Origin of the sequence: Kitasatospora sp. NPDC056531 (assembly GCF_042794375.1) — a bacterium.
Taxonomy (GTDB): domain Bacteria; phylum Actinomycetota; class Actinomycetes; order Streptomycetales; family Streptomycetaceae; genus Kitasatospora.
The window spans coordinates 58,886-83,462 of sequence record NZ_JBHTTU010000020.1 but is presented as its reverse complement, the minus strand read 5'-3'; the positions used below and the strand labels follow the sequence as shown (position 1 = coordinate 83,462).

The window sequence follows — 24,577 nt, the reverse complement described above, 5'->3', positions numbered from 1 at the left end:
GGACCGCGGCGGCGGCAGGGCCTCAGGCGGGCGGCAGGGCCTCAGCCGGTGGCCTTGCCGACGAACTCCGTGGTGTAGGTCTTGGACAGGTCGATCGTCCCCTCCTTGCCCTTGACGTCCGGGTGGAAGGCGGCGAGCACCGCGAGCACCGTCCTGGGGCCGTCGGCCGGCATCACCCCGTCGGTGGTGAACATCGGCAGGGTCGACTTGATCGCCGCCGCGTACTGCTCGGCGCCGCCCTGCGCGTAGTCGGCGGGCATCTTCGCGGCGATCTCCTCCGGGGTGTGGGTGGACATCCACTTGAGGGTCTTCACGAAGGCGTTGGTGAGCTTCTGGGTGGTGTCCTGGTTCTTCTCCACCCACTCGGTGTTCATGTACAGCGAGGACGAGGGGTAGAGCCCGCCGAGCGCCTGGCGCGAGCCCTCGGGGGTGCGCATGTCGTAGAGGATCTTGCCGAGGCCCTTGTCGAGGACGTTGGCGACGGTCGGGTCGGTGGTCATCCCGGCGTCGATGCTGCCCTGCTGGAGCGCGGCGATGAAGGTCTGGCCGGCGCCGACCGCGATCGGGCTGAAGTCGCTGACGGCGGCGCCGTTCTTGACCGCGAGGTACTTGGTGAGGAAGTCGGTGGAGGAACCGATGCTGGTGACACCGAGCTTCCTGCCCTTGAAGTCGGCGCCGGACTTGATCGCGTCGGCCTGCTTGGTGGAGACCAGCTCGACCTCGCCGGGCGCCTGGGCGAACTGCACCACGGACTCGACGTGCTTGCCCTTGGCCTGCAGGTCGATGGTGTGGTCGTAGAAGCCGACGGCTCCCTGGACGTCGCCGGCCAACAGGGCGGTGGTGGCGTTGACGCCGGCCGGCTCGCTCATCAGCTCGACGTTGACGCCGGCGTCGGCGAAGTAGCCGAGCCGCTGGGTGAGCATCGCGGGCAGGTAGATGACCTTGTCCAGGCCACCGACCATGATCTTGACCTTGGGCCCGTCGACCTGCCTGCCAGCCGGGGCGGCGGCGCCGTGGGTGGAGGTGGCAGCGTCGTTGGCGCAGGCGGAGAGCGGGAGGAGCAGCACGGCGGCGAGGGCGGCGACAGCCGCTCTGCCTGTCGGGTTCGGGCTCATGGGTGGGGTGCCTCTCTTACGGACGGGAAAGGGGGTCAGCGGCCGTCGCCCGCGTCCGCGGGCTTCCAGCGGAACAGCTTCTTCTCGGCATAGGTCAACAGCCCCTCGGTCACCAGGGCGACGACCGCGAGGATGGTCATGGCCGCGTACACCCCGGCCGCGTTGAAGGTGCCCTGGGCGGCGGCGACCATCAGGCCCAGGCCCTTGGTGGCGCCGATGTACTCGCCGACGATCGCGCCGATCAGCGCGAAGCCGAAGCTGACGTGCAGGCTGGTGAAGATCCAGGTGGTGGCGGCGGGGATGACCACCTGCAGGGTGACCTTGCGGTTGTCGGCGCCGAGGATGCGGGCGTTGGCGACGAGGTTGCGGTCCACCTCGCGGGCGCCCTGGAAGGCGTTGAAGAACACCGGGAAGAACACCAGCACCACCGCGGAGGCGACCTTGGAGGCCGGGCCGAGGCCGAACCAGATCAGGAAGATCGGGGCGAGCACGATCCGCGGGATGGCGTTGAGCACCTTGATGTACGGCCCGAACACATCGGCCAGGAAGCGGATCCGGCCGAGCGCGATGCCCAGCAGCACACCGCCGATGACGCCCAGCACCCAGCCGGTGAGGGCCTCGTACAGGGTGTAGCCGATCTGCTCGCCGAGCGAGCCCTGCGCGGTGCCGTGGGTGACCCACTGCCGGATCTGCTCCCAGATCCTCGACGGCTGCGAGAAGTTGAACGGGTCGATGACGTTCGTCCGGGCGCACACCTCCCACAGTCCGAGGAAGGCGATCAGCACCCCGATCCGGGCTCCGTAGACGCCCAGCTTCCGGTTGCGGGCGGCCCGTTCACGGGCCTCGGTTCTCGTCGTGACGGCCGCGGGCTTCCCCACCACGGCCGACGCGGTCTCAGACGCGGTCTCAAGCGGCACGACCCGCTCCTCTCTCCCGGGTGATGCGCACCTCTTCGCCGAGCGAGGCCCAGATCTCGCGGTACAGCTCGACGAACCTCGGTTCCAGCCGGACGGCCTCCACGGTGCGCGGTCGTGGCAGGTCGACGGTGAAGATCTCCTTGACGGTGGCCGGCCCGGCGGTCATCACCACGACGCGGTCGGCGAGCGCGATCGCCTCGTCCAGGTCGTGGGTGACGAAGATGACCGACGCCGCGTTTTCGGACGCTGCGTCCCTGGAAGAGCTCGTCCCCGCCCACAGCTCCAGCAGCTGGTCGGACATCAGGGCGCGGGTCTGCACGTCCAGCGCCGAGAACGGCTCGTCCATCAGCAGGATCGCCGGGTCGTTGACGAAGGTCTGGGCGAGCGCGACCCGCTTGCGCATGCCGCCGGAGAGCTGGTGCGGGTAGCGGTCCTCGAAGGCGGCCAGGCCGACCCGGCCCAGCCAGTCCCGGGCCCGCTCCCTGGCCTCGGCGGTCGGCACGCCGCGGAAGCGCGGGCCGGCCATGACGTTGGACAGCACGGTGCGCCAGGGGAAGACGGCGTCCTGCTGGAAGACGAACCCGACCTGGGAGTCGATCCCGCGCACGGGCTCGCCGTGCACCCGGACCTCGCCCTCGGTGGGCTCCTCCAGGCCGCTGACCAGGGTCAGCGTGGTGGACTTGCCGCAGCCGGTGGGGCCGACGACGGCGACGAACTCGCCCTGGGCGACGGTCAGATCGAGATCACGGACGGCGGTGTGCAGGGCCCCGGAGGGGGTGCGGAAGCGTTTCGTCGCGCCGGTCAGCTCGATCGCCGGGGTGTTTTTCATACTCTGCCTCCCGGGTCAGTGCTTGCCCCGGAAAGGTAGGAGCGGGCCCGGCCCCGGCGGGAGCCTTCTTCGCGTAGTGCGACTTCTCCGCATTGAGGGGTGTTCTGCTCGTTTTGCTTCCGCTACAACTGCGGGGACGCGGCTGACAGAAACACGGCGGAAACATAGGGTGTCCCAACCCCCCGCCCGCACCACCCCGCAGCCGCCGAGAGGAGGCCCGGATGAAGCTCCCCCACTGGCCCCGCCGGGTCTTCGCGCAACTGCTGCTGAGCCAGACCGTCGTCACCGTCGGCGTCACCACGGTGACGGCCGGGCTGTTCCTGGCCCCGGTCAGCAGTGAGCTGGACCACGACGCGATGCAGCGCGCGCTGTCCATCGCCCAGGCCACCGCCACCGACGAGACCATCGCCCAGGCCGCCGCCACACGCGACGTGGTCGCCGCCCAGCGCAACGCCGAGCAGGTCCGGCTGGCCACCGGCGCCAGCTTCGTGGTGGTCACCGACCTGGACGGGATCCGCCTCTCGCACACCGACCCGGGCCGGATCGGCCACCGGGTCAGCACCGACCCGGAGCCCGCCCTCAGCGGCCGCAGCGTCACCGCGATCCAGCAGGGCACCCTGGGCCGCACCGCCCGCGGCAAGGTGCCGCTGCGGACGGCGGACGGCCGGATCGTCGGCGAGGTGTCGGTCGGCATCAGCGACGACTCGATCCGCCGCCGCCTGCTGAAGATGCTCACCGGCATCCTGTTGTGCGCCGGCGCGGGCCTGGCTGCCGGCACCGTCGCCACCCTCGCGCTGGCCCGCCGGCTCAAGCGCCGCACCCACAACATCGCGCTCGCCGACATCTCCGCACTGCTGGTCGAACGCGAGGCGATGCTGCACGGGATCCGCGAGGGCATGGTGGCACTGGACGAGCGCGGCCGGATCCGGCTGGCCAACGACGAGGCCGTCCGGCTGCTCGGCCTGCCCGAGGACTGCACCGGCCGCCCGATCGCCGAGGTGCTGCCGCCAGGCCGGCTGGCCGACGTGCTGACCGGCCGGATCACCGGCACCGACCTGCCGGCCGTCCGGGACGACCGGGTGTTGGTGGTGAACCGGATGGCCACGGCCTCGGACGGGCCCGAGGGCGGCGCGGTGGTGACGCTGCGCGACCGCACCGAGCTGGAGTCGCTGGTCCGCGAGCTGGACACCACCCGTAGCCTGACCGAGGCGCTGCGCGCCCAGGACCACGAGCACGCCAACCGGATGCACACCCTGCTCGGCCTGCTGGAGCTCGGCCGCCACGAGCAGGCGGTCGCCTTCATCTCCGAGCAGTCCGGCTCGCACGCCGTGGTCGCCGCCAGGATCGCCGAACAGGTGCAGGACCCCCACGTGGCGGCCCTGCTGGCGGGCAAGACGGCGGTGGCCGGCGAGCGCGGGGTTCGGCTGGTGCTGGCCCCGGCGGCTCACCTGCCGGACGCGGTGGTGGACGCCCGGGCGCTGGTGACGGTGCTCGGCAACCTGGTCGACAACGCGGTGGACGCCCTGGCGCCCACCGGGGGCGGGCAGGTGGAGGTGACGCTGGCGGCAGCCGGCTCCACGCTGCTGCTGCAGGTCGCGGACAGCGGCCCGGGGGTACCGGAGGAGCTGCGCGAGCAGGTCTTCGAGGAGGGGTGGACCAGCAAGGAGGCACCCGCGCACCGTCCGCGCGGGCTGGGCCTGGCGATGGTGCGGCGGCTGGTCGAACGCACCGGCGGCCGGATCGTGCTCGACACCGGCCCGCTCGGCGGCGCCCGGTTCACCGTCGAGCTGCCCGAGGCCCTGCTCACCACTCAGCTCGTGGAGGCGTGATGATCGACGTACTCGTGGTCGACGACGACTTCCGGGTCGCGGACGTGCACGCCGCGTACGTGGCCAAGGTCCCGGGCTTCCGGGTCACGGGCACCGCGCACTCGGCCGGGGAGGCGCTGGCCGTGCTGGAGCGCCGCCCGGTGGACCTGTTGCTGCTCGACCACCACCTGCCGGACGAGACCGGCCTGGCCCTGGTCCGGCGGCTGCGGGAACGCCAGGTGGCCTGCGACGTGATGATGGTGACCGCGGCCCGGGACGTCTCCACCGTCCACGCCGCGATGCAGCACGGTGCACTGCAGTACCTGGTCAAGCCGTTCACCTTCGCCGGGCTGCGGGACAAGCTGGTCTCGTACGCCCAGCTGCGGCACGCACTGGCCGCACCGGCTCGGGAGGCCGGCCAGGACGAGGTGGACCGGCTGTTCGCGACCCTGCGCAGCGTCTCCGCCCCGGCCGGCGCGCTGCCGAAGGGGCACTCGGCGCCGACCACCGACCTGGTGCTGGGCGTGCTGCGCCGGGCGGGCCAGCCGCTGTCCGCCCAGGAGGTCGCTGACGCCACCGGGCTCAGCCGCTCGACGGCGCAGCGCTACCTCAAACAGCTGGAACGGGACAGCTGGCTGCGGCTGACCCTGCGCTACGGCGACACCGGCCGCCCGGAGCACCGCTACGGACTGGCCGCCAGGGCCTAGCCCGGCACGCGGACACGGGGGAACCCCGGCGGCCCCAGGCCCGCCGGGGTTCCCCGGGACGCGACGCTCAGGGCAAGCCCTAGGCCGCGCCCGTACCGGTGAGGGCACGCACCTCCAGCTCGGCGAAGCGGTCCGCGTCGGCTGGCTCGGGCGAGGTGAGCGTCCCGAGCCAGCCGGCCAGGAAGCCGAGCGGGATGGAGACGATGCCGGGGTTCTCCAGCGGGAACCAGTGGAAGTCGACGCCGGGGAACAGCGCCGCCTTGGAGCCGGACACCACCGGCGAGAAGAACACCAGCACGATCGCCGGGACCAGCCCGCCGTACACCGACCAGACCGCGCCCCGGGCGGTGAACCGCGACCAGAACAGGCTGTACAGCAGCACCGGCAGGTTGGAGGAGGCGGCCACCGCGAAGGCCAGGCCGACCAGGAAGGCGACGTTCAGCTGCTGGGCGTACAGGCTGATCACGATCGCGACCGCGCCGATCCCGGCGGCGGCGAACCGGGCGACCACCACCTCCTGCTGCTCGCTGGGCTTCTCCGTGACCTCGGCCGCACGGCCGCGACGCGGGCGGCCGCGCCAGGCGCCCGCCCAGATGTCGTGGGCGAAGGCCGCCGAGGAGGCCAGGGTCAGCCCGGCGACCACGGCGAGGATGGTGGCGAAGGCGATCGCCGAGATCAGAGCGAAGAGCACCACCCCGCCGGTACTGCCGTTGCCGCCGCCGAGCACCAGGGCGAGCAGCGGGACGGCGGTGTTCCCGGCCGAGTTGGCCTGCCGCACCTCGGCCGAGCCGACCAGCGCGGTGGCACCGAGGCCGAGCGCGATGGCCATCAGGTAGAAGCCGCCGACCAGCCCGATCGCCCACATCGTGGAGCGGCGGGCGGCCCGCGCGGTGGGCACGGTGTAGAAGCGGGACAGGATGTGCGGCAGGCCGGCGGTGCCCAGCACCAGCGCCAGGCCCAGGCTGAAGAAGTCCAGCCGGCTGGTGAAGGTGGCGCCGTACTTCAGGCCCGGTTCGAGGTAGCGGTGCCCGGCTCCGCTGTGCTGGGCGGCCTGGCGCATCAGCTCGAACAGGTCGCCGTGGAAGCGGACCACCAACAGCACGGTGAGCAGCACCGAGCCGACGATCAGCAGGAAGGCCTTGACGATCTGGATCCAGGTGGTGGCCCGCATCCCCCCGACCGTGACGTAGACGATCATCAGGGCGCCGACGGCGATGATGGTGCAGGTCCGGGCCTGGGCGCTGTCGGTGCCGAGCAGCAGGGCGACCAGCGAGCCGGCGCCGACCATCTGGGCGACCAGGTAGAGCAGGGTGACCACGACGCTGGCTCCGCCGGCGGCCGCGCGCACATTGGGGCGGCGCAGCCGCAGCGCGAGCACGTCGGCGAGGGTGTACCGGCCAGCGTTGCGGACGAGTTCGGCGACCAGCATCAGCACGACCAGCCAGGCGACCAGGAAGCCGACGCTGTAGAGCACGCCGTCGTAGCCGTACAGGGCGATCAGTCCGGCGACGCCGAGGAAGGAGGCGGCCGAGAGGTAGTCGCCGGAGAGGGCGAAGCCGTTCTGCAGCGGGGTGAAGTCGCGGCCGCCTGCGTAGAAGTCCTCGGCGGCGTTGCCCTGGCGGCCGACCCAGAGGGTGATACCCAGGGTGACCAGGACGATGACGGCGAACAGCACGATCGCCAGGTTGTGGTGGTCGCCGGTGGGGGCGACGGGCGGCGGGGTGGCGGCGGTCGTCACCGCGTTCATCGGGGTCGTCATCGCAGCTGGTCCTGGGTGTCCCAGCGCAGGCCCAGGGCGGCGCGGTCGCGCTTGGTCCGGGCGTTGCGGGCGTAGAGCCAGGTGAGCAGGAAGGTGGTGGCGAACTGCAGCAGGCCGAGCAGCCAGGCCACGTTGAGCGGGCCGGCCACCCGGCCGCGCATCGCGCCGGGGGCGACGGCCTCGGCGGCGACGAACATCAGGTACCAGCCGAGGAATGCGCCGCTGACCGGGAAGACGAACGCCCGGTAACTGCGGCGGATGTCCTGGAAGGCCGCGCTGGCCTGGACCGTCCGGTAGACCTCGGCGCTGTCGGTGGTGCTCGTCGGCGCCGACGGCTCCTGCGGCAGGACGGCCGGGGCGAGCGGCGGGGCCAGGGGCGCCGCCACCGGCTCGGGGGCGACGGCCGACCGGGCGACGGCCGTACGGGTGGGCACCGGCTGGGCCGGTACCGCCGTTCGGCGGGGTGCGGCAGCCGGCTCGGACGCGGTGGCGGCGGCCGGAGCGGCCCACCAGTCGAATCGCTGCCCCTGGCCGGGACTGCTGGTCTGCTGCTGTGGCACTGCTGCTCCTGGGCCGAGCCGGGCGTTCTGACCCGAACCATCATGGGGGCCACCGGACACCGCCCCTGACCATCACAGATGCGTTCACTCGATGAGGTGGTCGATCATCAGACGGACACTCATCCGACTACTGCTGCATACCGGTGATTCCGTGGCGGAAGGCGTACGCGACGGCCTGCGCCCGGTCCCGCACCGCGGTCTTGGCGAACAGGTTGTTGATGTGCGTCTTCACGGTGGCCTGGCTGACGAACAGCCGCTGGGCGATCTCGGCGTTGGAAAGCCCCTCGGCGATCAGCGCGAGCACTTCGGCCTCCCGCACGGTCAGCCCGTCCGGCAGCTCCCCGGACCGGGTGGCGGGCCGCTCGGCGGCCGGTGCGGGCCGGGCCGGCTTCTCCGAAAGTCGTTCCAGCAAGCGGAGTTGGACCTGCGGGGAGAGACCGGCCGCACCCGCGCGGACGTCTGCGATGGCCTTGGCGATCTCCTCACCGCCGGCGTCCTTGGTGAGGTAGCCGCGCGCACCGGCCTGCAGCGCCGGGAACAGCGAGTCGTCGTCGGCGTAGGTGGTGAGCACCACGACCTCGGTCTCCGGGTGGGCGGCTCGGATCCGCCTGGTCGCCTCGACACCGTCCACCCGCGGCATCCGCAGGTCCATCAGCACCACATCCGGGCGATGACGCTCCACCAGGGCGACGGCCTCCTCCCCGTCCGCCGCCGCGCCGACCACCTCGATGCCGGGCAGCAGCCCCAACAGCATCACGATGCCCTCGCGCACCACGGTCTGGTCGTCCGCCACCAACACCCTGGTGACCGCCCCGCTCATGCGCCCACCTCGCCGCGCTCGGCGGTCGCTTCGCGAAACGCGCACCCTTCGATGATGAGCTCGCCGCGCTCACTCATGCGCCCACCTCGCCGCGCTCGGCGGTCGCTTCGCGGAATCCGCACCTCCCGATGATGAGTTCGCCGCGCTCACTCATTCCGGCACCCGCAGCACCACGCGCCATCCTCCGTCCTCCGGGCCCGCCAGCAGGGTGCCGCCGAGCAGTTCCGCGCGTTCGCGCATCCCAAGCAGACCGTACCCGCTGCCGCTGTCGGCCAGCTCTCCGGAGGACTCGCCGCGCGGCGCCCGGGTGTTGCGCACCTCCAGCTCCACCGCCCCGTCCAGGTAGCGCAGTTCGACGGTGCACCGGGCCCCCGGCGCGTGCTTGCGGACGTTGGTCACCGCCTCCTGCGCGGTGCGCCGCACCGCCAGGCCGGCCTCGGCGGCCAGCGGCCGGGGCGTACCGGTGACGGTGAGCTCGGCCCGCTCGCGCTCGGTCAGCTCCACCAGGAACTCGCCGACCGCAGTGAACTCCCCGCGCAGCGCGGACAACGCCTGCCGGGTCTCGGCCAGGCCGTCCTGCGCCATCCGCCGGGCGGCGACGACCCGTTCACGGATCTGCTCGCGGTCGGTCCCGGCGTCCAGCATCAGCCGGGCCGCCTCCAGGTGGACCAGCTGCGCGGAGAGGCTGTGGGCGAGCACGTCGTGGATCTCCCGGGCGATCCTGGCCCGTTCGGCGAGCGCCGCGCTCTCCGCCTCGGCGGCCCGGGCCGCGCGCTCCTGCACCAGCAGCCGACGGGCGGTGCCGCGCGCCTCGATGTCCAGCCGCAGCAGGACGCCGACCAGGACGGAACCGCCGACGGTGGCGGCGATGCTGAGCCAGCTCGCCGGGGAGGCCGCCGTGTACGAGCCCAGCGCGGCTGCCGCGGCGAGCAGTGCGGGCGCGGGCGGCAGCCGGATCAGGGCCGTCACGGCCAGCCCGATCCAGAGGGTGTCGGCCAGCGTGTAGGCCAGACCCTGGTTGGCGAGCCAGCCGCCGCCGACCAGGGCGGCGGCCAGCAGGTAGGAGGCTGCCGGGCGCTGCTTCCGGGTGACCCTCAGGTACATCGCGCAGAGTGCGACGGCCGCGGTGAGTCCGGCCGTCGCGGCCGCCACCGCCCAGCCGGCGTACTTGCCGCCGGAGAAGGTGGCCCAGCCGATGACGACCAGCAGGACGGTCCGGCCGAACACGGTGAGGACCCGCCGCGGCTGGCTCTCGGCCTCGCGCTCCAGCCCTTCGCGGGACTGCCAGCGGGTCCAGTACCACCCGGGCAAGGGTTCCTCCTCGGTGCTCACGGCGGCGGATCAGTGCAGGACGGCGGTGGTCTGCGCGGGCTCCAGCGTCCGGGCCCTCCAGTTGACCACGAGCGAGCGGACCAGCAGCAGGACCGCCATGCCGAGCATCAGCGAGCTGCCGGCCTGGTGGACGCCCAGCGCCGAGCCGATCGCGTAGAGCCCGATCCGGATGGCGATCATCCCACCCCAGGCGGCCAGGGTGGCCTTGGTGCCCTTGAGCAGGACGGTGCCGTCCGCAGCCCGCCAGATCCGGACGGTCCAGCCCCAGACGGTGCCCATCGCGAGCACGGTGACCATTCCGGCGGCCAGCAGGGCGGCCGACAGCGCGGTGTGCTGGTGGTCGATGATCTGCGGATCGCGCAGCGCGAGCACGCCCAGGATCAGCGGCAGCAACCAGAAGCGGCGCTCGGTGTCCAGGCGTTGGACGCGCATCTGGCGCTGGACCACCAGGACCGTCACCGCGGCGATCACGAGGAGGTTGGCTACGGCAGTCATCGGATCATCCGTCCCGAGGAGAGGCTTGTTCTGACCTCTCCGACGCTACGGATCCGACTGCTCCCGCTGATCGGAGCCGGGGTGGACCCCGGGTGGAACCCGGAACGCGAGGGCCCTCCACCCGTGGGTGGAGGGCCCTCGCGGACTGCCGGGATCAGGCGTCGATGCGCGAGCGGTCCAGGGTGGCCGCCGAGTCCACGATGAACTCCTTGCGCGGGGCGACGTCGTTGCCCATCAGCAGGTCGAAGATCTTCTCGGCCTGCTCCAGGTCGCCCAGGTTGATCCGGCGCAGCGTGCGGTGGCGCGGGTCCATGGTGGTCTCGGCCAGCTGGTCGGCGTCCATCTCGCCCAGGCCCTTGTAGCGCTGCACCGGCTCCTTCCAGCGCATCCCCTTGCGCTGGAACTCCAGCAGGGTGGAGCGCAGTTCGGCGTCGGAGTAGGTGTAGTGGTACTTCTCCTGGCCGCGCTTGGGGCTGGTGAGCTCGATCCGGTGCAGCGGCGGCACGGCGGCGAAGACCCGGCCCTGCTCGACCATCGGCCGCATGTAGCGGTGGAAGAGGGTCAGCAGCAGGGTGCGGATGTGCGAGCCGTCGACATCGGCGTCGGCCATGAAGATGACCCGACCGTAGCGGGCCTGGTCGATGTCGAAGGTGCGGCCCGAGCCGGCTCCTATGACCTGGATGATCGCGGCGCACTCGGCGTTCTTGAGCATGTCGCTCACCGAGGCCTTCTGCACGTTGAGGATCTTGCCGCGGATCGGCAGCAGCGCCTGGAACTCGGAGTTGCGGGCGAGCTTGGCGGTGCCGAGCGCGGAGTCGCCCTCGACGATGAACAGTTCGCTGCGGTCGACGTCGTCGCTGCGGCAGTCGGCCAGCTTGGCGGGCAGCGAGCTGGTCTCCAGCGCGGTCTTCCGGCGCTGGGCCTCCTTGTGCTGGCGGGCGGCGACCCGGGTGCGGGCGGCCGCGACCACCTTCTCCAGCACGGCCCGGGCCTGCAGCTTCTGGTCCTTCTTGGCCGAGGTGAGGAAGGCCTTGAGCTCCTTGGCGACGACGGCGGCGACGATCCGGTTGGCCGCCGAGGTGCCCAGCACCTCCTTGGTCTGGCCCTCGAACTGCGGCTCGGCGAGCCGGACGGTGACCACCGCGGTGAGGCCCTCGGTGGCGTCGTCCTTGGTGATGTCGTCCTCGGCGACGCGCAACAGCTTGCTGGCGCGCAGCACCTCGTTGACGGTCTTGGCCAGCGAGCGCTCGAAGCCGGTGACGTGGGTGCCGCCCTTGGGGGTGGCGATGATGTTGACGAAGGAGCGCAGGGTGGTGTCGTAACCGGTGCCCCAGCGCAGCGCGATGTCCACCCCGAGATGGCGGGTGACCTCGGTGGGGGTCATGTGGCCGAGCTCGTCCAGGACGGGCACGGTCTCCTTGAAGGTGCCCTCGCCGTGCAGCCGCAGCACGTCGGAGACCGGCTTGTCGGGGGCCAGGAACTCGCAGAACTCGGCGATGCCGCCGTCGTAGTGGAAGACCGACTCCTCGACCTGCTCGCTCTCGGTGAGCCGCTCGTCACGCACGACGATGGTCAGGCCGGGGACCAGGAAGGCGGTCTGCCGGGCACGGTTGTGCAGGTTCTCCAGGGAGAGCTTGGCGTCCTTGAGGAAGATCTGCCGGTCGGCCCAGTAACGGATCCGGGTGCCGGTGCGGGTCTTCGGCACCTTGCGGCTCCTGCTGAGGCCGTTGGCCGGCTCGAACGGCGAGTCCGGACCGGCCTCGGTGAAGATGCCGGGGGTGCCGCGGCGGAAGCTGATCGCGTGGGTGTGGCCGCTGCGGTCGACCTCGACGTCCAGGCGCGCGGAGAGCGCGTTGACGACGGAGGCGCCGACACCGTGCAGACCGCCGGAGGCCGCGTAGGAGCCGCCGCCGAACTTGCCGCCGGCATGCAGCTTGGTCATCACGACCTCGACGCCGGACAACCCGGTCTTGGGCTCGACGTCGACCGGGATGCCGCGGCCGTTGTCGCGGACCTCGACCGAGGAGTCCGGGTGCAGCACGACCTCGATGTGGTCGCAGTGGCCGCCCAGCGCCTCGTCGACGGAGTTGTCGATGATCTCCCAGAGGCAGTGCATCAGGCCGCGGCTGTCGGTCGAGCCGATGTACATGCCGGGGCGCTTGCGGACCGCCTCCAGGCCCTCCAGGACGAGCAGGTGCCGCGCGGTGTAGTTGGAACCGTCGTCGCCGGCCAGCAGCGCGGACGGCACGGTCGTTTCGGCACTCACGCGGCACTCTCCTCGGTGAAGTTCTGTCTCATCGGTCACATCCGGACGCATCCGGACCAACCGCCAGTGCAGCACGCCGCACCGACAGTCGTCGCTCTATGTGCCCGCACCCTTGCGCCGGGTGCACAGCACGACGGGCCGGTCCCGCGCAGCTTGTACGCGCTGCGCGAACAAGGACCGCGCCCGGGTGTGGGCCCCGGGGGCGCCATCTCCTCCCGGTACCACCGGTCCTGGCGGATCGTGGGGTCCGGCGCAGCCCCCGGAACTGCCGTTATGCAGGCTACCGGGGCCCGGGACGGGGCTTATGCTCCAACCCGGCAGAGGATTATGCTACGCGGACCTCGCACCCGATCCCGATCGGGCGTTCGAGCGACGGGCGGATCCCGGAATTCGGCACGCATGAACCACCGACCCCCGGGGCACGTCCTCATCAACACAGCAGAATCCTCAGAGAAGAAAAGCCACGAGCGGGAACGTTTTCGGCCTGGTTGGATGTTGACCCTGGTACGACAGCTCGTCGAGCTAGAGAAGAGGCGACGTGACTACTGTTCTGACACCTGCGAGCCCGCTCACCGCGGCTGACCGCTGCGACCGCTGCGGCGCCCAGGCCTACCTGCGCGTCGTACTCGCGAGCGGCGGAGAGCTGCTCTTCTGCGCCCACCACGGCCGGAAGTTCGAGCCCGAGCTCAAGAAGATCGCCGTGGAGATACAGGACGAGAGCGGCCGTCTCACCAGCACCACCGCCACGGCCGCCGAAGACGAGCGCTGATCCCAGGCGCCGTAACCAGCAGCCAGCGTCGAGCTGTGTCCGGTCGCGCACCGCGCGCGACCGGTGAGCCGGGTGGCCGGGCCCTTCGGGGGCCGGCCACCCGGCTCAGCTGTTCTCCGAACGCTTCTCCCGCGTTCGCCCCTCGAAGCACCGCTGCGGGGTCGGCCGGACCCGAAATGGCGTCAGAACGTCGCCGTGCCATCACTCGCGGCGACGATCACAGCGCCGAGCGCACCACGTCCGTGACCGAGGACACCCGGGTGTAGACGCCGGGGTGACCCGCCGCGGCGCAGCCCGTCCCCCAGGAGACCAGGCCGGCCAGCCTGCCGCCGACGATCAGCGGGCCGCCGCTGTCGCCCTGGCAGGCGTCCTTGCCGCCCTTCTCCTCGCCCGCGCAGACCATGCCGCGGGCGTCGAACTTGCCGTCCGGCCCGCCCGGGTAGGCGTGCGCACAGGTCTGGTCCGAGACCATCGGCACGTCCACCCCGCGCAGCACCGGCGAGTAGTCGCTCCGCCCGCTGGTGTCGCCCCAGCCGTACACCTGCGCCCTGGTCCCGGCCGCGTACGGCGCGCTCTCGCCCTGGCCGACCAGCTCGACCACCGGTCGGGCGCCCTGGGAGTCGGCGAGGGTGACCACCGCGACATCGTTCATGTTCGCCGCGAAGTTGTAGTCGGGGTGGATCCAGACCGACTGGACGGCCACCTCGTGGCCGGCCGGGCCGCGCATGTCGTCCCGGCCGACGACCACCTTGAGCCCCGGCCGGTCCACACGCTCCCCCTTGGCCTCGTCGTAGAAGCAGTGGGCCGCCGTCACCACCTTGGTCGGGGCGACCAGCGCTCCCCCGCAGAACTGGCCGGAGCGCCCGCTGCCGAACTGCTGCCGGCTGGCCAGCGCCACGATCCACGGGTGGTCCGCGGTGCTCGCGGTGCTGCCGCCGACCACCCGGCGCTGCGCCTCGGCGGGGCCTGCCGCACCGAGGGCGACCAGCGGGACGGGCACGGCGGCGAGCAGCGCCAGCACGGCGGCCCGTCGGCGGCGACGGCCCGTCCGAGCGGCGGCCGGGTCGGCCCGGGGCGGGGCGGGGGTTGGCAGATCAGCGCGGTCCGGGTCGGTCAGCACCGTGACTCCAGAAGGCTCGGCAGCAGGCAACCGGCACAGCGTAGGTGATCAAATACGCTGAGCGACCGCTTCCGGTGACGCCGCCACCCGGACGAGCGACAAGCACCACTCGGACGCTGACGAAACCGGCGCCGAACAGCCCGAAGGCCCGGAACCGTACGGCTCCGGGCCTTCGTTGCGCGCTGTGCTCGCGGCGCTCGCCGTGGGCGAGCGCCGTCGTGCGGCCGATCAGTCCAGGTAGTCGCGCAACACCTGGGAACGCGACGGGTGGCGCAGCTTCGACATGGTCTTCGACTCGATCTGGCGGATGCGCTCACGGGTGACCCCGTACACCTTGCCGATCTCGTCGAGCGTCTTCGGCTGGCCGTCCGTCAGACCGAAGCGCATCGAGACCACGCCGGCCTCGCGCTCGGAGAGGGTGTCCAGCACCGAGTGCAGCTGCTCCTGGAGCAGGGTGAAGGAGACCGCGTCGGCCGGGACGACCGCCTCGGAGTCCTCGATCAGGTCACCGAACTCGCTGTCGCCGTCCTCGCCCAGCGGGGTGTGCAGCGAGATCGGCTCACGGCCGTACTTCTGGACCTCGATGACCTTCTCGGGGGTCATGTCGAGCTCCTTGGCCAGCTCCTCCGGGGTGGGCTCGCGGCCCAGGTCCTGGAGCATCTGGCGCTGGACGCGGGCCAGCTTGTTGATGACCTCGACCATGTGCACCGGGATGCGGATGGTGCGGGCCTGGTCGGCCATGGCGCGGGTGATCGCCTGACGGATCCACCAGGTGGCGTACGTCGAGAACTTGTAGCCCTTGGTGTAGTCGAACTTCTCGACCGCACGGATCAGACCGAGGTTGCCCTCCTGGATCAGGTCCAGGAAGAGCATGCCGCGACCGGTGTAGCGCTTGGCCAGCGAGACCACCAGGCGGAGGTTGGCCTCCAGCAGGTGGTTCTTGGCCCGGCGGCCGTCCTCGGCGATGATCTCCAGCTCGCGCTTGAGCTTCGGGGCGAGCTTGTCGGCGGCCGAGAGCTTGTCCTCGGCGAACAGGCCGGCCTCGATGCGCTTGGCGAGCTCGACCTCCTGCTCGGCGTTGAGCAGCGGGACCTTGCCGATCTGCTTCAGGTAGTCCTTGACCGGGTCGGCGGTGGCACCGGCGACGGCGACCTGCTGGGCCGGAGCGTCGTCCTCGTCGTCGTCGGAGAGGACGAAGCCCTCCGACTCCTCCTCCGGACCCTCGGCCTCGGCCTTGTCGCCCGGCAGCGCGACCTCTTCGAGCAGCTCCTCGTCGCCGAGCAGCTCCTCGTCGCCGCCCTTGCCGGCCTTGGCGGTGGTCTTCTTGGCGGCGGCCTTCTTGGCCGGCGCGGCGGTCTTCTTGGCCACGGTCTTCTTGGCCGGGACGGCCTTCTTCGCCGGAACCGCCTTCACCTCGGTGACCGAACCGGTCGCCTCATCGACGGTGATCTCGGCGGAGACCGTGGGGGCGGGGGCCGCGGCCGCGGCCGCGACGGCCGGAGCCGCGACGGGCGCGCCGGGGGCGATCCGCACGGGCGGCTTGGTCGGGGCCGACGGGGCGGCCGGGGTCCGGGTGGTGACAGCCTTGGTGGCGGTGCGCTTGGTGGGGCTCTTGGCAGCAACGCTCTTGCGCTTGGCGCCGGCCGGCTCGGCCGCGCTGACCATGAGGTCCACCCCCTCCTCAATCAGCACCTGGTTGAGGCTGCGCATGACGTTCTTCCACTTGGTGACCGGGATCTGGTCCGCCTCGAACGCCTGGCGCACGTCGTCACCGGCGATCTGCCCCTGGGCCTTGCCCCGCTCGATGAGCGCCAGCAGAGCCGCGGACTCGGCGATCTCGGGGGGAAGCGAACGGGATGTGCTGGCCGACACGAACAACCTCTCGGACGATGAGTGGACTCGAACCCGTACCGGCCGCCCGAGCGGGCGGGGAAGGAGATCGCGCGCCGGACGCGCGGTGTCGATTCCGACCGACTCGGGCTTGAGGACTGGGTTTGCAGGACGGCAGCAGCGCCGCGGACCAACACAGCATTCTGACATGTTGGAGTATTCCGGAGCTGCTTCCGCTCAGGACACATCGCTGCTACTCGTCAAGTGTTACGCATGGCCTTCGTGTCGCGGGTCACACCGCTCGGCGCCCACGGCCCCGGGGCCTGGATCCATCATCGCGCACTCGCTCCGCAATTGGTTGTCATGGACGGAGCATGTGGCGGTTGTCATGGACGGGCATGCGGCCGGGGGCTGCGACGACGCGGTACCGGGCTGTCCTCCCGCGGACCTGGACGGCAGAGCCGGGGCCGGGTGACCGTCGCGGGCTCTCGGGCCACCACCGCTGCGCAGAAGCCCTCCGGCTGCGCCGCGCGGTGCGGCCGGAGGGCCCTGCGGGAGCGGGCCGCGCCCGGCGCGCCCGCTCGTCGAGAACAGCCCGCTCAGTGCTCCCGGGGCGCGGGGACGGAGGGCTCCATCTCGGGGTGGACGGTGAGCAGCGCCCGCATCGCGGCCTCGCCCGCGGTGCCGTCGCCGGTGCCCAGCGCGTCGACCAGCCGGGCGTGCAGGCTGACCGAGGACTCGGAGGGCCGCTCGCAGGAGATCGCCGGGCCGCCCGAGACCTGCAGGGCGCAGGAGACGATCCCGGACAGGTGCTCCAGCATCCGGTTGCCGGCCATCTGCAGGACCAGGCCGTGCAGCTCGGCGTCGGCCCGGGTGTAGGTGGACAGGTCGGCCTGAGCGGCGGCATGGCCCATGATCTCGACCAGCTCGACCAGCCGCTGCTGGACGTCCTCCCGGCCGTGGCCGGCCGCGAGCCGGGCGGCCAGCGGCTCGATCGCCCAGCGGAGCTCGAACAGCTCCCGGCGCTGCTCGTCCCGCTGCGGGCCGAAGGCGCGCCACTCGATGATGTCCGGGTCCAGCAGGTTCCAGTCGCTGACCGGGCGGACCCGGGTGCCGACGTTCGGACGGGCGCTGACCAGGCCCTTGGCCTCCAGCACGCGCAGCGACTCGCGGACGACGGTCCGGGACACCTCGAACCGCTGGCCGATCTCCTCGGGCACGAGCGGACGATCGGCGCCGAGGTCGCCGGAGACGATCATCTGGCCGAGCTGCTGGACCAGCTGGCCGTGCAGACCGCGACCGCGGCTGCTGGTGGTCTTGCGGCCGACCCGGGCGATGTCGGACTCGGCGCCCTCCCAGCGGGGCGCCGGCGGCGTCGGCCGGTCGGCGTACGAGAAGCGGTCCAGGTCGCCGGAGCCGGGGATGGGCCCTTCGGCGGAACGGGCGGGGGTCATGGTGGGGTGCGCAAGGGTACTCACGCCTCCTTTGTCGGCGATCGGCAGGCGCAGCTTGAGAATTCTCGTGAAAAGCACACGAAAGGGTGATCGACCGTGACTGGATAATTGACTTCTTATCAGGAAGAACCGCACATTGCGGTCACTGCTGGTCGATCTTGGTGGTTCGGGGCGGCCTGCCGGTCGCCCACGGTGCCTGCGCCGCCCGCGGTCCCGCTTCAGGTACTACAGCGCGCGGCGGCGGGCCTGGACGAGCAGGGCCGCGAGCAGCAGGGCCGCCGGCGGGGCCGCGACCGCCGCGAGCAACGCCGGGTCCGTCAACGCCGGGCTGCCGGCCGCCGCCCCGCGCGCTGCCCCGTACACCAGGCCGTAGGCCCACTCGATGCCGGACTGGAACGGCAGCAGCTCGGCCGCCCGGCCCGGCCACGGGCGATCGGTCCAGCGCAGCAGCAGGGCCACGCCGGACTCCAGCAGCGGCGGCAGCGCACACAGCAGCAGCACCCCGGCGGCGGCACTGCGGGTCAGCGAGGCGGTCAGCACGCCGGTCCAGCCTGCCACCACGGTCAGCAGGACGAAGGCCAGCAGCGCGGCCGGCGCCCCGTGCCCGGCCACCAGCGCCAACGGGACGAACACGCCCGGCAGGTCACCGAGGGCGTTCAGCCCGGCGGCGGCCGGCGCCCCGGACGCATGCCCGGAGAGCGCGGCCGGGTCCGACCAGGCCGCCACCGTCACCCCGGCCGGCAGCGCGAGGTGCACGGCCACCGTGTCGAGCAGCAGGGTGGCCAGCGCCAACAGCGCCGCCACCGGGGCGACCACCAGCAGCTTGGCCAGCAACAGCCGCACCCGGCGCGAGTACGCCACCTGCGAGGCCGCCAGCCCCGGGTGGCGCACCTCGTGGCCGTACGAGAGCGCGCCCAGCACGCCGGCTCCGAACGCCGCGAAGGGCAGCGGGATCAGCGGGACGGCGGCGGTCAGCAGCCGCACCCCGGCCCGCCCGGCCAGCTGGCCGGGCGGGGCCTGGCTCGCCAGGACGGCGGCCACGACGGCATCGCAGAGCAGTACGGCGGCGAGCAGCAGCCAGGTGGAACTCAGGCCGCGCAGGCGGCGCAGCTCGTAGGCCAGGACACGCACGGTTCACTCGCTCCGGTGGTCGTCGGATGTGGTGGGGGCCTTGCTGGTGGTGAGGCGGCCGAGGCGGACGGTGTCGTCGGCGAGCAGGTCGGCGGCGCTCTGGCGCCGGCGCGGGGGCTGGGCCTCGGTGCGGGCGAAGTCGTCCGGCGGGGCGGCGGGGCCGGTCGGGGCGGCGGTGCTCGCCTGGGCGATGGCGTTTGCCGGGGCGGCGGTGCTCGCCTGGGCGGGCCGGTCGCGGACGAGCCGGTCCAGGGCGACGGTGGGGGCGAGGTCGGCCTGGTCGGCGGCGGACGTGCCGAGGGTCGGGAGGGCGGCCGTCACAGCGGCGACGGGCAGCGCGCGGGTGGGCAGGGAGGCGTCGTCCCGGGATCGGCCCTGAGTAGCTGACTCGGCGACCACGAGCTGGCGGGTCGGCTCGGGGTGCGGGTCCGAGTGCGGCTCCGGGTACCGGTCCGCACTGTGCTCGGGGCTCGGCTCCGCTTCGGGGGCCGCTTCGGCCGTCTGCTGGAGGCTGAGCCGGCCGGAGCGCCCGGAGGGGACCGGCAGGGCGGCCCGGGGAACCGGCTGCTCGACCACCCGGTCGGCCAACTCGTGCAGCAGGATCCCGTGGCGGTAGGCGAGTTCACCGATCTCGGTGCGCTCGATGCCCGCCACCGCGAGGCCCGCTCCGCCGTCCCGGCGCACCTCGGCGCCGTGGCTGACCAGCAGGTCGGCCAGCCGCCCCATCTGCGGCCCCCGGACGGCGACTTCGGGGCTGAGCCTGGTCCGGCAGAACTCCGAGACCGGCTGGTCGGCCACCAGACGGCCGCGGTCCAGGGTGACCACCCGGTCCGCCAGCCGCGCGGCCTCCTGCGGGGTGCGGGTGGTCACCAGGACCGTCCCGCCCGCGACCGCGAAGGAGCGCAGGAAGGAGTGGAACCACTCGACGTTGCGCGGCGACAGGCCCTCGGTCGGCGCGTCCAGCAGCAGCGCGCCAGGATCGCCGAGCAGCGCGGCGGCCAGGGCGAGCCTGCGGTGCATGCCAGGCGAGAAGGTACGCAGCCGCCGCCCGGCGACGGCGGCCAGCCGGGTCTGCTCCAGCAGCTCGTCGGCGCGCCGCGCGGGGACGCCGACGGCCGCGGCCAGCATCCGCAGGTGGCCGGACGCCTTGCGCCCCGGGTGCCCGGCCACCGCCGCGGCGCCCTCCCCCGGCCCGGGCAGCAGCACGCCGACCTCGCGCTCGGGGCGGCGGATCCGCCGGTAGGGGCGGCCGTTGAAGAGCGTGATGCCCTGGCCGCGTTCCAGCTCGAGCATCAGCCGCAGGGCCGTGGACTTGCCCGCCCCCTCGTCGCCGAGCAGAACGGTCACCATGCCGGGTCGGGCGTCGAAGGTCAGATCGAGTACGGCGGGCGGGGCGCCCTTGCGATACACCCTGGTCAGTCCGGTGATCTGGATCATCGCTGGCTGCTCCCATGCCCTCGGCCGACCTGCTCGACGCCAGCACATTAGGGGCCAGCACCGCCGATTCCGGGTATTACCGAACCGCCACGGGCCCACCGGCCGCCCGCCTCACCCGATCAGGGGACAATCCGATCCTGCGATTCACGGGCGCGCGTGTTCCGGGGACCGTCGGCGCCCCGGCCAGCGGCCGGTGCCGCGGCCGTCACAGGAAGGCCGCGGCTCCCGTCGGGAGCGGCTGGTCGACGCACTCCCCCTGGAACTCCTCGACGGCGGCCTTGCCCGCGACGGCGATCTCGGCCAACTGCTCCTGCTCGGCGCTCAGCGTCTCCTGCACGGAGGCGATCGTCGCCGGATCGGCATGCGCGGCCTTCAGGGCGGCCAACTGCTGCTCGGTTCTGGTGGTGGTCGCGATGAGACTCTTGCGGTCCGCCACCAAACTCTCGATGCCGGCTCGCCGTCTGGCACAGATGTCGTCGACGGCCATCACGGGGCTCCCTAGGTCCGAAGGGCTCTGGTCCGGCGACCGAAGCGTCCACCGACACTGTGCGCCGGCGGTACCGCATCGGCCTCCGGACCGGGGCCGTTCGGCGGCCCTGCGGAGACGGCTCCGGGGCCCCGGGGTGCTCAGGACTCCGGGCGGAGCATGGGCGGGTTGAGGACGGTAGCGCCGCCCGCTGTGAAGAGCTGGGCCGGGCGGCCGCCCTGACGGGTCGTCGTGCCGCCCGAGGGGAGCAGGAAGCCGGGGGTGCCGGTGACCTTGCGGTGGAAGTTGCGCGGGTCGAGGACCACGCCCCAGACGGCCTCGTAGACGCGGCGCAGCTCGCCGACGGTGAACTCGGTCGGGCAGAAGGCGGTCGCGAGCGAGGAGTACTCGATCTTGGAGCGGGCGCGCTCCACGCCGTCGGCCAGGATCAGCCCGTGGTCGAAGGCGAGCGGGACGCCGTCGACCGGGCTCTCGCCGAGGAGTTCGCCGACCGGGGCCCAGCGGGCGCTGCTGGCGTCACCGCCGGCCCGGGGGGTCGGGAGGTCGGGGGCGAGCACCAGGTAGGCGACGCTGACCACGCGCATCCGGGGGTCGCGCTGCGGGTGGCCGTAGGTGGCGAGCTGCTCCAGGTGGGCACCGGCCGCACCGGGGCCGACCGCGTCGTGGCCGGGGGCCGAGTGGGCACGCAGCCCGGTCTCCTCTGCCAGCTCGCGGGAGGCGGCTTCGGCCAGGCCCTCGCCCGGGCGGACGAATCCGCCGGGCAGCGCCCAGTACCCCTGGTAGGGCGGCTCGCCCCGTCTGACCAGCAGGGCGCAGAGCGAGTGGTCGCGCACCGTCAGCACCACCAGGTCAACCGTGACAGCGAACGGGGGGAAGGCCGACGGATCGTAACGCGACATGGCGACGATCATAGTCGTCTCTCTGACGATAAGCACAGGCCCGTGCACAGGGTGCGCAGCACCGGTGACCGCGCCCACCCGGACACGGTTCGCGCACGGGCGGGCGCCGTTGGTGGCGGGTGGGCGCGCGGTGCCGATGGGCAGGCCCGAGGCCGACGGGCGGGCGCGGTCGGGCCCGGTGTCACCGGGCCACCAGCTGAAGGTCCGCTGATGCCTCCTCCACCATCGCCACGCCGATCCGGCTGACCCGGACCGAGAAGGGCTCACCCGCCACCCGCAGACCGGTCAGCTCCAGTTCGCCGAGCGGGGCGGTGCTGGCCGGGCGGACCAACACCCGGCCGCCCGGGACGTCGGGCCGGACCCCGGCGAGCGCGAACACCGCGTGGACGGCTCCGGCCGCGGAAACCGCCGCCGGACGGCAGGCGGCGGGGTGCGGCACCGGCGGGCAGCCGGGGGCTCGCTGCTCCCCCGCGTACATCTCCGGCAGCCGGCCCTCGAGATGGGCGGACGCGGCGAGCAGGCCCTCCAGCAGAGTGCCGGCCTCGTTCTCGTGGCCGGCCTCGGCGAGTCCGGCGATCGCCAGCGCCGTCTCGTGGATCCGCACCGCGCCGCCGCGGTGGCCCAGCGGGTTGAAGCGGGGGGACTTGGCGCTGAGGGTGCGCAGGCCCCAGCCGCTGTCCAGCTCCGGCGCGACCAGGCGCTGGGCGAGCAGCCTGGTCTGCTCGCGGTCCAGCAGGCTCTCGTGCCGCCCGCCGCCGTCGGCGAGCCCGGTGTCGAGCAGGTGCACCAGGGAGGATGCGACGGCTGGCAGCGGCTGACCGCCCGGGGCCAGTCCGGCGGCGGGGCGGCCGCCGGAGAGGTCGTCGATCCAGAACCGCTCGCGGAAGCGGCCGCGCAGCCCGGCGGCCCAGCTCCGCCAGTCCTCGGCGCCCGGGCGGCCGAAGGCCTCCAGGAGCTCGGCGACGTGCAGGGCGGCGCGGTGGGCCTGCGCCTGGACCTCCGCGCGCGCGGCCACCGGGTGGGCGGCGCGGTCCTCCACCGGGCGGCTCAGGTCGGTGACGAAGCCGTCGACCAGACCCTCGCGCAGGGTGGCCAGGGCCCGCTCGGCGGCCGGGAGCAGTTCGGCGACCTCCCCTCGGGGCAGCCCCCAGCGCCAGGCCTCGGCCAGCACGGTGACGAACAGCAGGGTGGCCTCGGTGGCGGTGCAAGTGGGCGGCAGCTCCGGGCCGCCGTGTCGCAGGGCGCCGGGCAGCAGGCCCTCGACCCGCCCGGGGGCAGGGGCGAGCTGCTGACGGCGGGCCAGCGCGCGCAGGGTGCCGGCGGCGAGCCGGGTGCCGAGTGGGAGGGTCAGCCGGGCCGCCCAGAGCGCGTCGGCCGGGGCGAGGCCGAAGCGCCAGGGCGCTCCGGAGGCCGGGTAGAGGTCGGTCGGGCGGTCCGGGTCGGCGAACAGCAGCCCGCCGAGTGCGTCCAGCGAACGGGCGACCAGCAGGGCGGTCCGGGAGTCGTCGCTGCGCACCTCCGGTTCGGCCCAGGGCAGCGGGACGCCAGTACCGCGCCCACTCGGCGGGCGCGGGCCCCCGGGGGCGCTCTCCAGTTCGGCGCGCAGCTCGACCGACCAGCGGGCGCCGGGCTGGACCTCCAGGTCCCACCGGAGCACTCCGGCCCCGGCCAGGACGGCGTGCGGGGAGGGCTTGGCGCTGACCACGGCGCTGTGCACCGGGCCGGCCCAGCGCAGCCCGGCGGACTGCACCTGTCCCGGCAGGTCGGGCGGGCGGTGCCCGGCGGCGATCTCGGCGACCGGACCGAGGTCGGTGCCGAGGGCGATCTCCAGCGGCAGCCGGGCGGGTCGGGCGCCGGTGTTGCGCACGGTCACGGTCTCCACGCCGTCCGCGTGACGCAGCCGTTCGACGGTGAGCGCCGGGTCCGGGTCGAGGTCGCCGGGCAGGCGGACGGCGCCGAGGAAGCGGGCCTGGGCCGCACTGGTCTGGGTGCCCTGGAGCGGCAGTGGCTCCGCGCCGCCGAGCCGCAGCTCCATCCGGGCGACCACCCGGACGCCGTTGCGGTAGAAGCCGTGCAGTCCGTGGCCGCGCAGCTGGCCGTCGGGGCCGGAGGCGGCCATCGCGGGGGCGTTGACGCAGAGCACGGCATGGTGGACGGCCGGGGGCTGGGGGCGCGGCGGGGCCGCGGGCCGGCCCTGGGCGACGGGTGCGCCCGTCGGCCCGGACACCGGCATCTGCTCGGGCCGGCCGGCCGGTCTGGGCGCGCCGACCACGCTCTCGGCCGGCATGGCCTGTAGTGGCCTCATGGCGGTCACCGGACTCTCCTCCCCTCGGCGGTCCGGTGGCCGGTCAGGGCCGGTGGGCCGCGAGCATGCTCGATCGCGTGCTGATGGTGCCGGGCCGACGGGGATTCTCCCGCCGGCGGTGTTCCGTGTCTGGCCGTACCCGACGGTGGGCCGTGCCATGCGGCGTGCGGTACCGGGCCGGTACCGGCGCGCCGCGCCTCCGTGTCGGGCACGTCATCGTGCCCGGCCACGCCGGCAGGTCCGGTGCCCGGGCCTGCCGGTGACGCCCTGCCGGGGACGCCCCGATCGTGGCGCCCCCCGTGGCCCGCGCCCGTCGGGCCGGCGGTCTCGCTCGGCCGGTCCGCACCGCCGGGCGGGCCGACGGCTGCCCGGAACCGGGCGTCGGTCGGGCACCGTACGGGCGCAGGGCCCCCGGGGTGAACGCCGCACACCGCCGCCAGGTCACGCCCCGCCGTGGCGGTCGCCGGTCGCACCCGGCCCGCCGGTCCATCGCATCGCCTCCCCCGGCCTCCGCCGGGCCGTTGCTCAGGGCCTCGC

At 73.2% G+C, this 24,577-nt stretch carries 20 protein-coding genes; 3 read left to right on the top strand and 17 right to left on the bottom strand.

The window, feature by feature from the left end; translation table 11 throughout:
* Nucleotides 1-41 precede the first annotated feature (41 nt).
* From ACFQ87_RS19315 to ACFQ87_RS19305, 3 genes are read right to left on the bottom strand one after another with little or no spacing between them, the layout of a single operon-like run.
* Nucleotides 42-1,115, bottom strand: a complete 1,074-nt coding sequence (locus ACFQ87_RS19315; protein ID WP_380611984.1) for an ABC transporter substrate-binding protein — start codon at nucleotides 1,113-1,115, stop codon at nucleotides 42-44.
* 35 nt (nucleotides 1,116-1,150) lie between these two features.
* Nucleotides 1,151-2,032 carry an ABC transporter permease gene (locus ACFQ87_RS19310; RefSeq protein ID WP_380611983.1) on the bottom strand — a complete coding sequence of 294 codons (882 nt, stop codon included), beginning with the start codon at nucleotides 2,030-2,032 and terminating at the stop codon, nucleotides 1,151-1,153.
* The gene (locus ACFQ87_RS19305; protein WP_380611982.1) at nucleotides 2,022-2,861 is read right to left on the bottom strand and encodes an ABC transporter ATP-binding protein; all 840 of its coding nucleotides are present in this window, start codon (nucleotides 2,859-2,861) and stop codon (nucleotides 2,022-2,024) included. The genes ACFQ87_RS19310 and ACFQ87_RS19305 overlap by 11 nt, the downstream gene beginning before the upstream one ends.
* Before the next feature lie 221 nt (nucleotides 2,862-3,082).
* Here ACFQ87_RS19305 and ACFQ87_RS19300 point away from each other — a divergent pair, with 221 nt between their 5' ends.
* Nucleotides 3,083-4,690 (top strand): ATP-binding protein, encoded by a 1,608-nt coding sequence (locus tag ACFQ87_RS19300; protein ID WP_380611981.1) that lies wholly within the window; start codon nucleotides 3,083-3,085, stop codon nucleotides 4,688-4,690.
* Nucleotides 4,690-5,376: a response regulator gene (locus tag ACFQ87_RS19295; RefSeq protein ID WP_380611980.1), complete on the top strand. Its 687-nt coding sequence runs from the start codon at nucleotides 4,690-4,692 to the stop codon at nucleotides 5,374-5,376. The genes ACFQ87_RS19300 and ACFQ87_RS19295 overlap by 1 nt, the downstream gene beginning before the upstream one ends.
* 79 nt (nucleotides 5,377-5,455) lie before the next feature.
* Here the strand turns inward: ACFQ87_RS19295 and ACFQ87_RS19290 are convergent, their stop codons facing one another.
* The 6 genes from ACFQ87_RS19290 to ACFQ87_RS19265 all read right to left on the bottom strand — a co-directional run bounded on the left by ACFQ87_RS19290 (nucleotide 5,456) and on the right by ACFQ87_RS19265 (nucleotide 12,608).
* A complete protein-coding gene (locus ACFQ87_RS19290) occupies nucleotides 5,456-7,135 on the bottom strand; it encodes a cation acetate symporter (protein ID WP_380611979.1) in 1,680 nt (559 codons plus the stop codon).
* Entirely contained in the window at nucleotides 7,132-7,695 is a 564-nt protein-coding gene (locus tag ACFQ87_RS19285; RefSeq protein ID WP_380611978.1) for a DUF485 domain-containing protein, read from the bottom strand. Before ACFQ87_RS19285 ends, ACFQ87_RS19290 begins: the two co-directional genes overlap by 4 nt.
* A 127-nt stretch (nucleotides 7,696-7,822) precedes the next feature.
* The gene (locus ACFQ87_RS19280) at nucleotides 7,823-8,515 is read right to left on the bottom strand and encodes a response regulator (protein ID WP_380611977.1); all 693 of its coding nucleotides are present in this window, start codon (nucleotides 8,513-8,515) and stop codon (nucleotides 7,823-7,825) included.
* 150 nt (nucleotides 8,516-8,665) lie between these two features.
* Nucleotides 8,666-9,826 (bottom strand): sensor histidine kinase, encoded by a 1,161-nt coding sequence (locus ACFQ87_RS19275; protein ID WP_380611976.1) that lies wholly within the window; start codon nucleotides 9,824-9,826, stop codon nucleotides 8,666-8,668.
* A 30-nt stretch (nucleotides 9,827-9,856) separates the two neighbouring features.
* Nucleotides 9,857-10,342 (bottom strand): DUF1453 domain-containing protein, encoded by a 486-nt coding sequence (locus ACFQ87_RS19270; RefSeq protein WP_380611975.1) that lies wholly within the window; start codon nucleotides 10,340-10,342, stop codon nucleotides 9,857-9,859.
* A gap of 154 nt (nucleotides 10,343-10,496) precedes the next feature.
* Entirely contained in the window at nucleotides 10,497-12,608 is a 2,112-nt protein-coding gene (locus ACFQ87_RS19265; protein WP_380611974.1) for a type IIA DNA topoisomerase subunit B, read from the bottom strand.
* A 538-nt stretch (nucleotides 12,609-13,146) separates the two neighbouring features.
* Here ACFQ87_RS19265 and ACFQ87_RS19260 point away from each other — a divergent pair.
* Complete coding sequence (locus tag ACFQ87_RS19260; RefSeq protein WP_380611973.1) at nucleotides 13,147-13,377, top strand: hypothetical protein; 231 nt, start codon at nucleotides 13,147-13,149, stop codon at nucleotides 13,375-13,377.
* A 217-nt stretch (nucleotides 13,378-13,594) separates the two neighbouring features.
* Here the strand turns inward: ACFQ87_RS19260 and ACFQ87_RS19255 are convergent, their stop codons facing one another.
* From ACFQ87_RS19255 to ACFQ87_RS19220, 8 genes are all read right to left on the bottom strand, one after another.
* A complete protein-coding gene (locus ACFQ87_RS19255) occupies nucleotides 13,595-14,527 on the bottom strand; it encodes a S1 family peptidase (protein WP_380611972.1) in 933 nt (310 codons plus the stop codon).
* A gap of 198 nt (nucleotides 14,528-14,725) precedes the next feature.
* Complete coding sequence (locus ACFQ87_RS19250) at nucleotides 14,726-16,375, bottom strand: RNA polymerase sigma factor (protein WP_380611971.1); 1,650 nt, start codon at nucleotides 16,373-16,375, stop codon at nucleotides 14,726-14,728.
* 551 nt (nucleotides 16,376-16,926) lie between these two features.
* Nucleotides 16,927-17,859 carry a FadR/GntR family transcriptional regulator gene (locus tag ACFQ87_RS19245; RefSeq protein ID WP_380611970.1) on the bottom strand — a complete coding sequence of 311 codons (933 nt, stop codon included), beginning with the start codon at nucleotides 17,857-17,859 and terminating at the stop codon, nucleotides 16,927-16,929.
* A gap of 147 nt (nucleotides 17,860-18,006) precedes the next feature.
* Nucleotides 18,007-18,912: a hypothetical protein gene (locus ACFQ87_RS19240; protein WP_380611969.1), complete on the bottom strand. Its 906-nt coding sequence runs from the start codon at nucleotides 18,910-18,912 to the stop codon at nucleotides 18,007-18,009.
* 3 nt (nucleotides 18,913-18,915) lie between these two features.
* Nucleotides 18,916-20,349 (bottom strand): ATP-binding cassette domain-containing protein, encoded by a 1,434-nt coding sequence (locus ACFQ87_RS19235; RefSeq protein WP_380611968.1) that lies wholly within the window; start codon nucleotides 20,347-20,349, stop codon nucleotides 18,916-18,918.
* Between the two features lie 205 nt (nucleotides 20,350-20,554).
* A complete protein-coding gene (locus ACFQ87_RS19230) occupies nucleotides 20,555-20,836 on the bottom strand; it encodes a hypothetical protein (protein WP_380611967.1) in 282 nt (93 codons plus the stop codon).
* A 140-nt stretch (nucleotides 20,837-20,976) separates the two neighbouring features.
* Complete coding sequence (locus ACFQ87_RS19225; protein WP_380611966.1) at nucleotides 20,977-21,735, bottom strand: NUDIX domain-containing protein; 759 nt, start codon at nucleotides 21,733-21,735, stop codon at nucleotides 20,977-20,979.
* 181 nt (nucleotides 21,736-21,916) lie between these two features.
* Complete coding sequence (locus ACFQ87_RS19220; protein ID WP_380612008.1) at nucleotides 21,917-24,040, bottom strand: glycogen debranching N-terminal domain-containing protein; 2,124 nt, start codon at nucleotides 24,038-24,040, stop codon at nucleotides 21,917-21,919.
* Nucleotides 24,041-24,577: the final 537 nt, after the last annotated feature.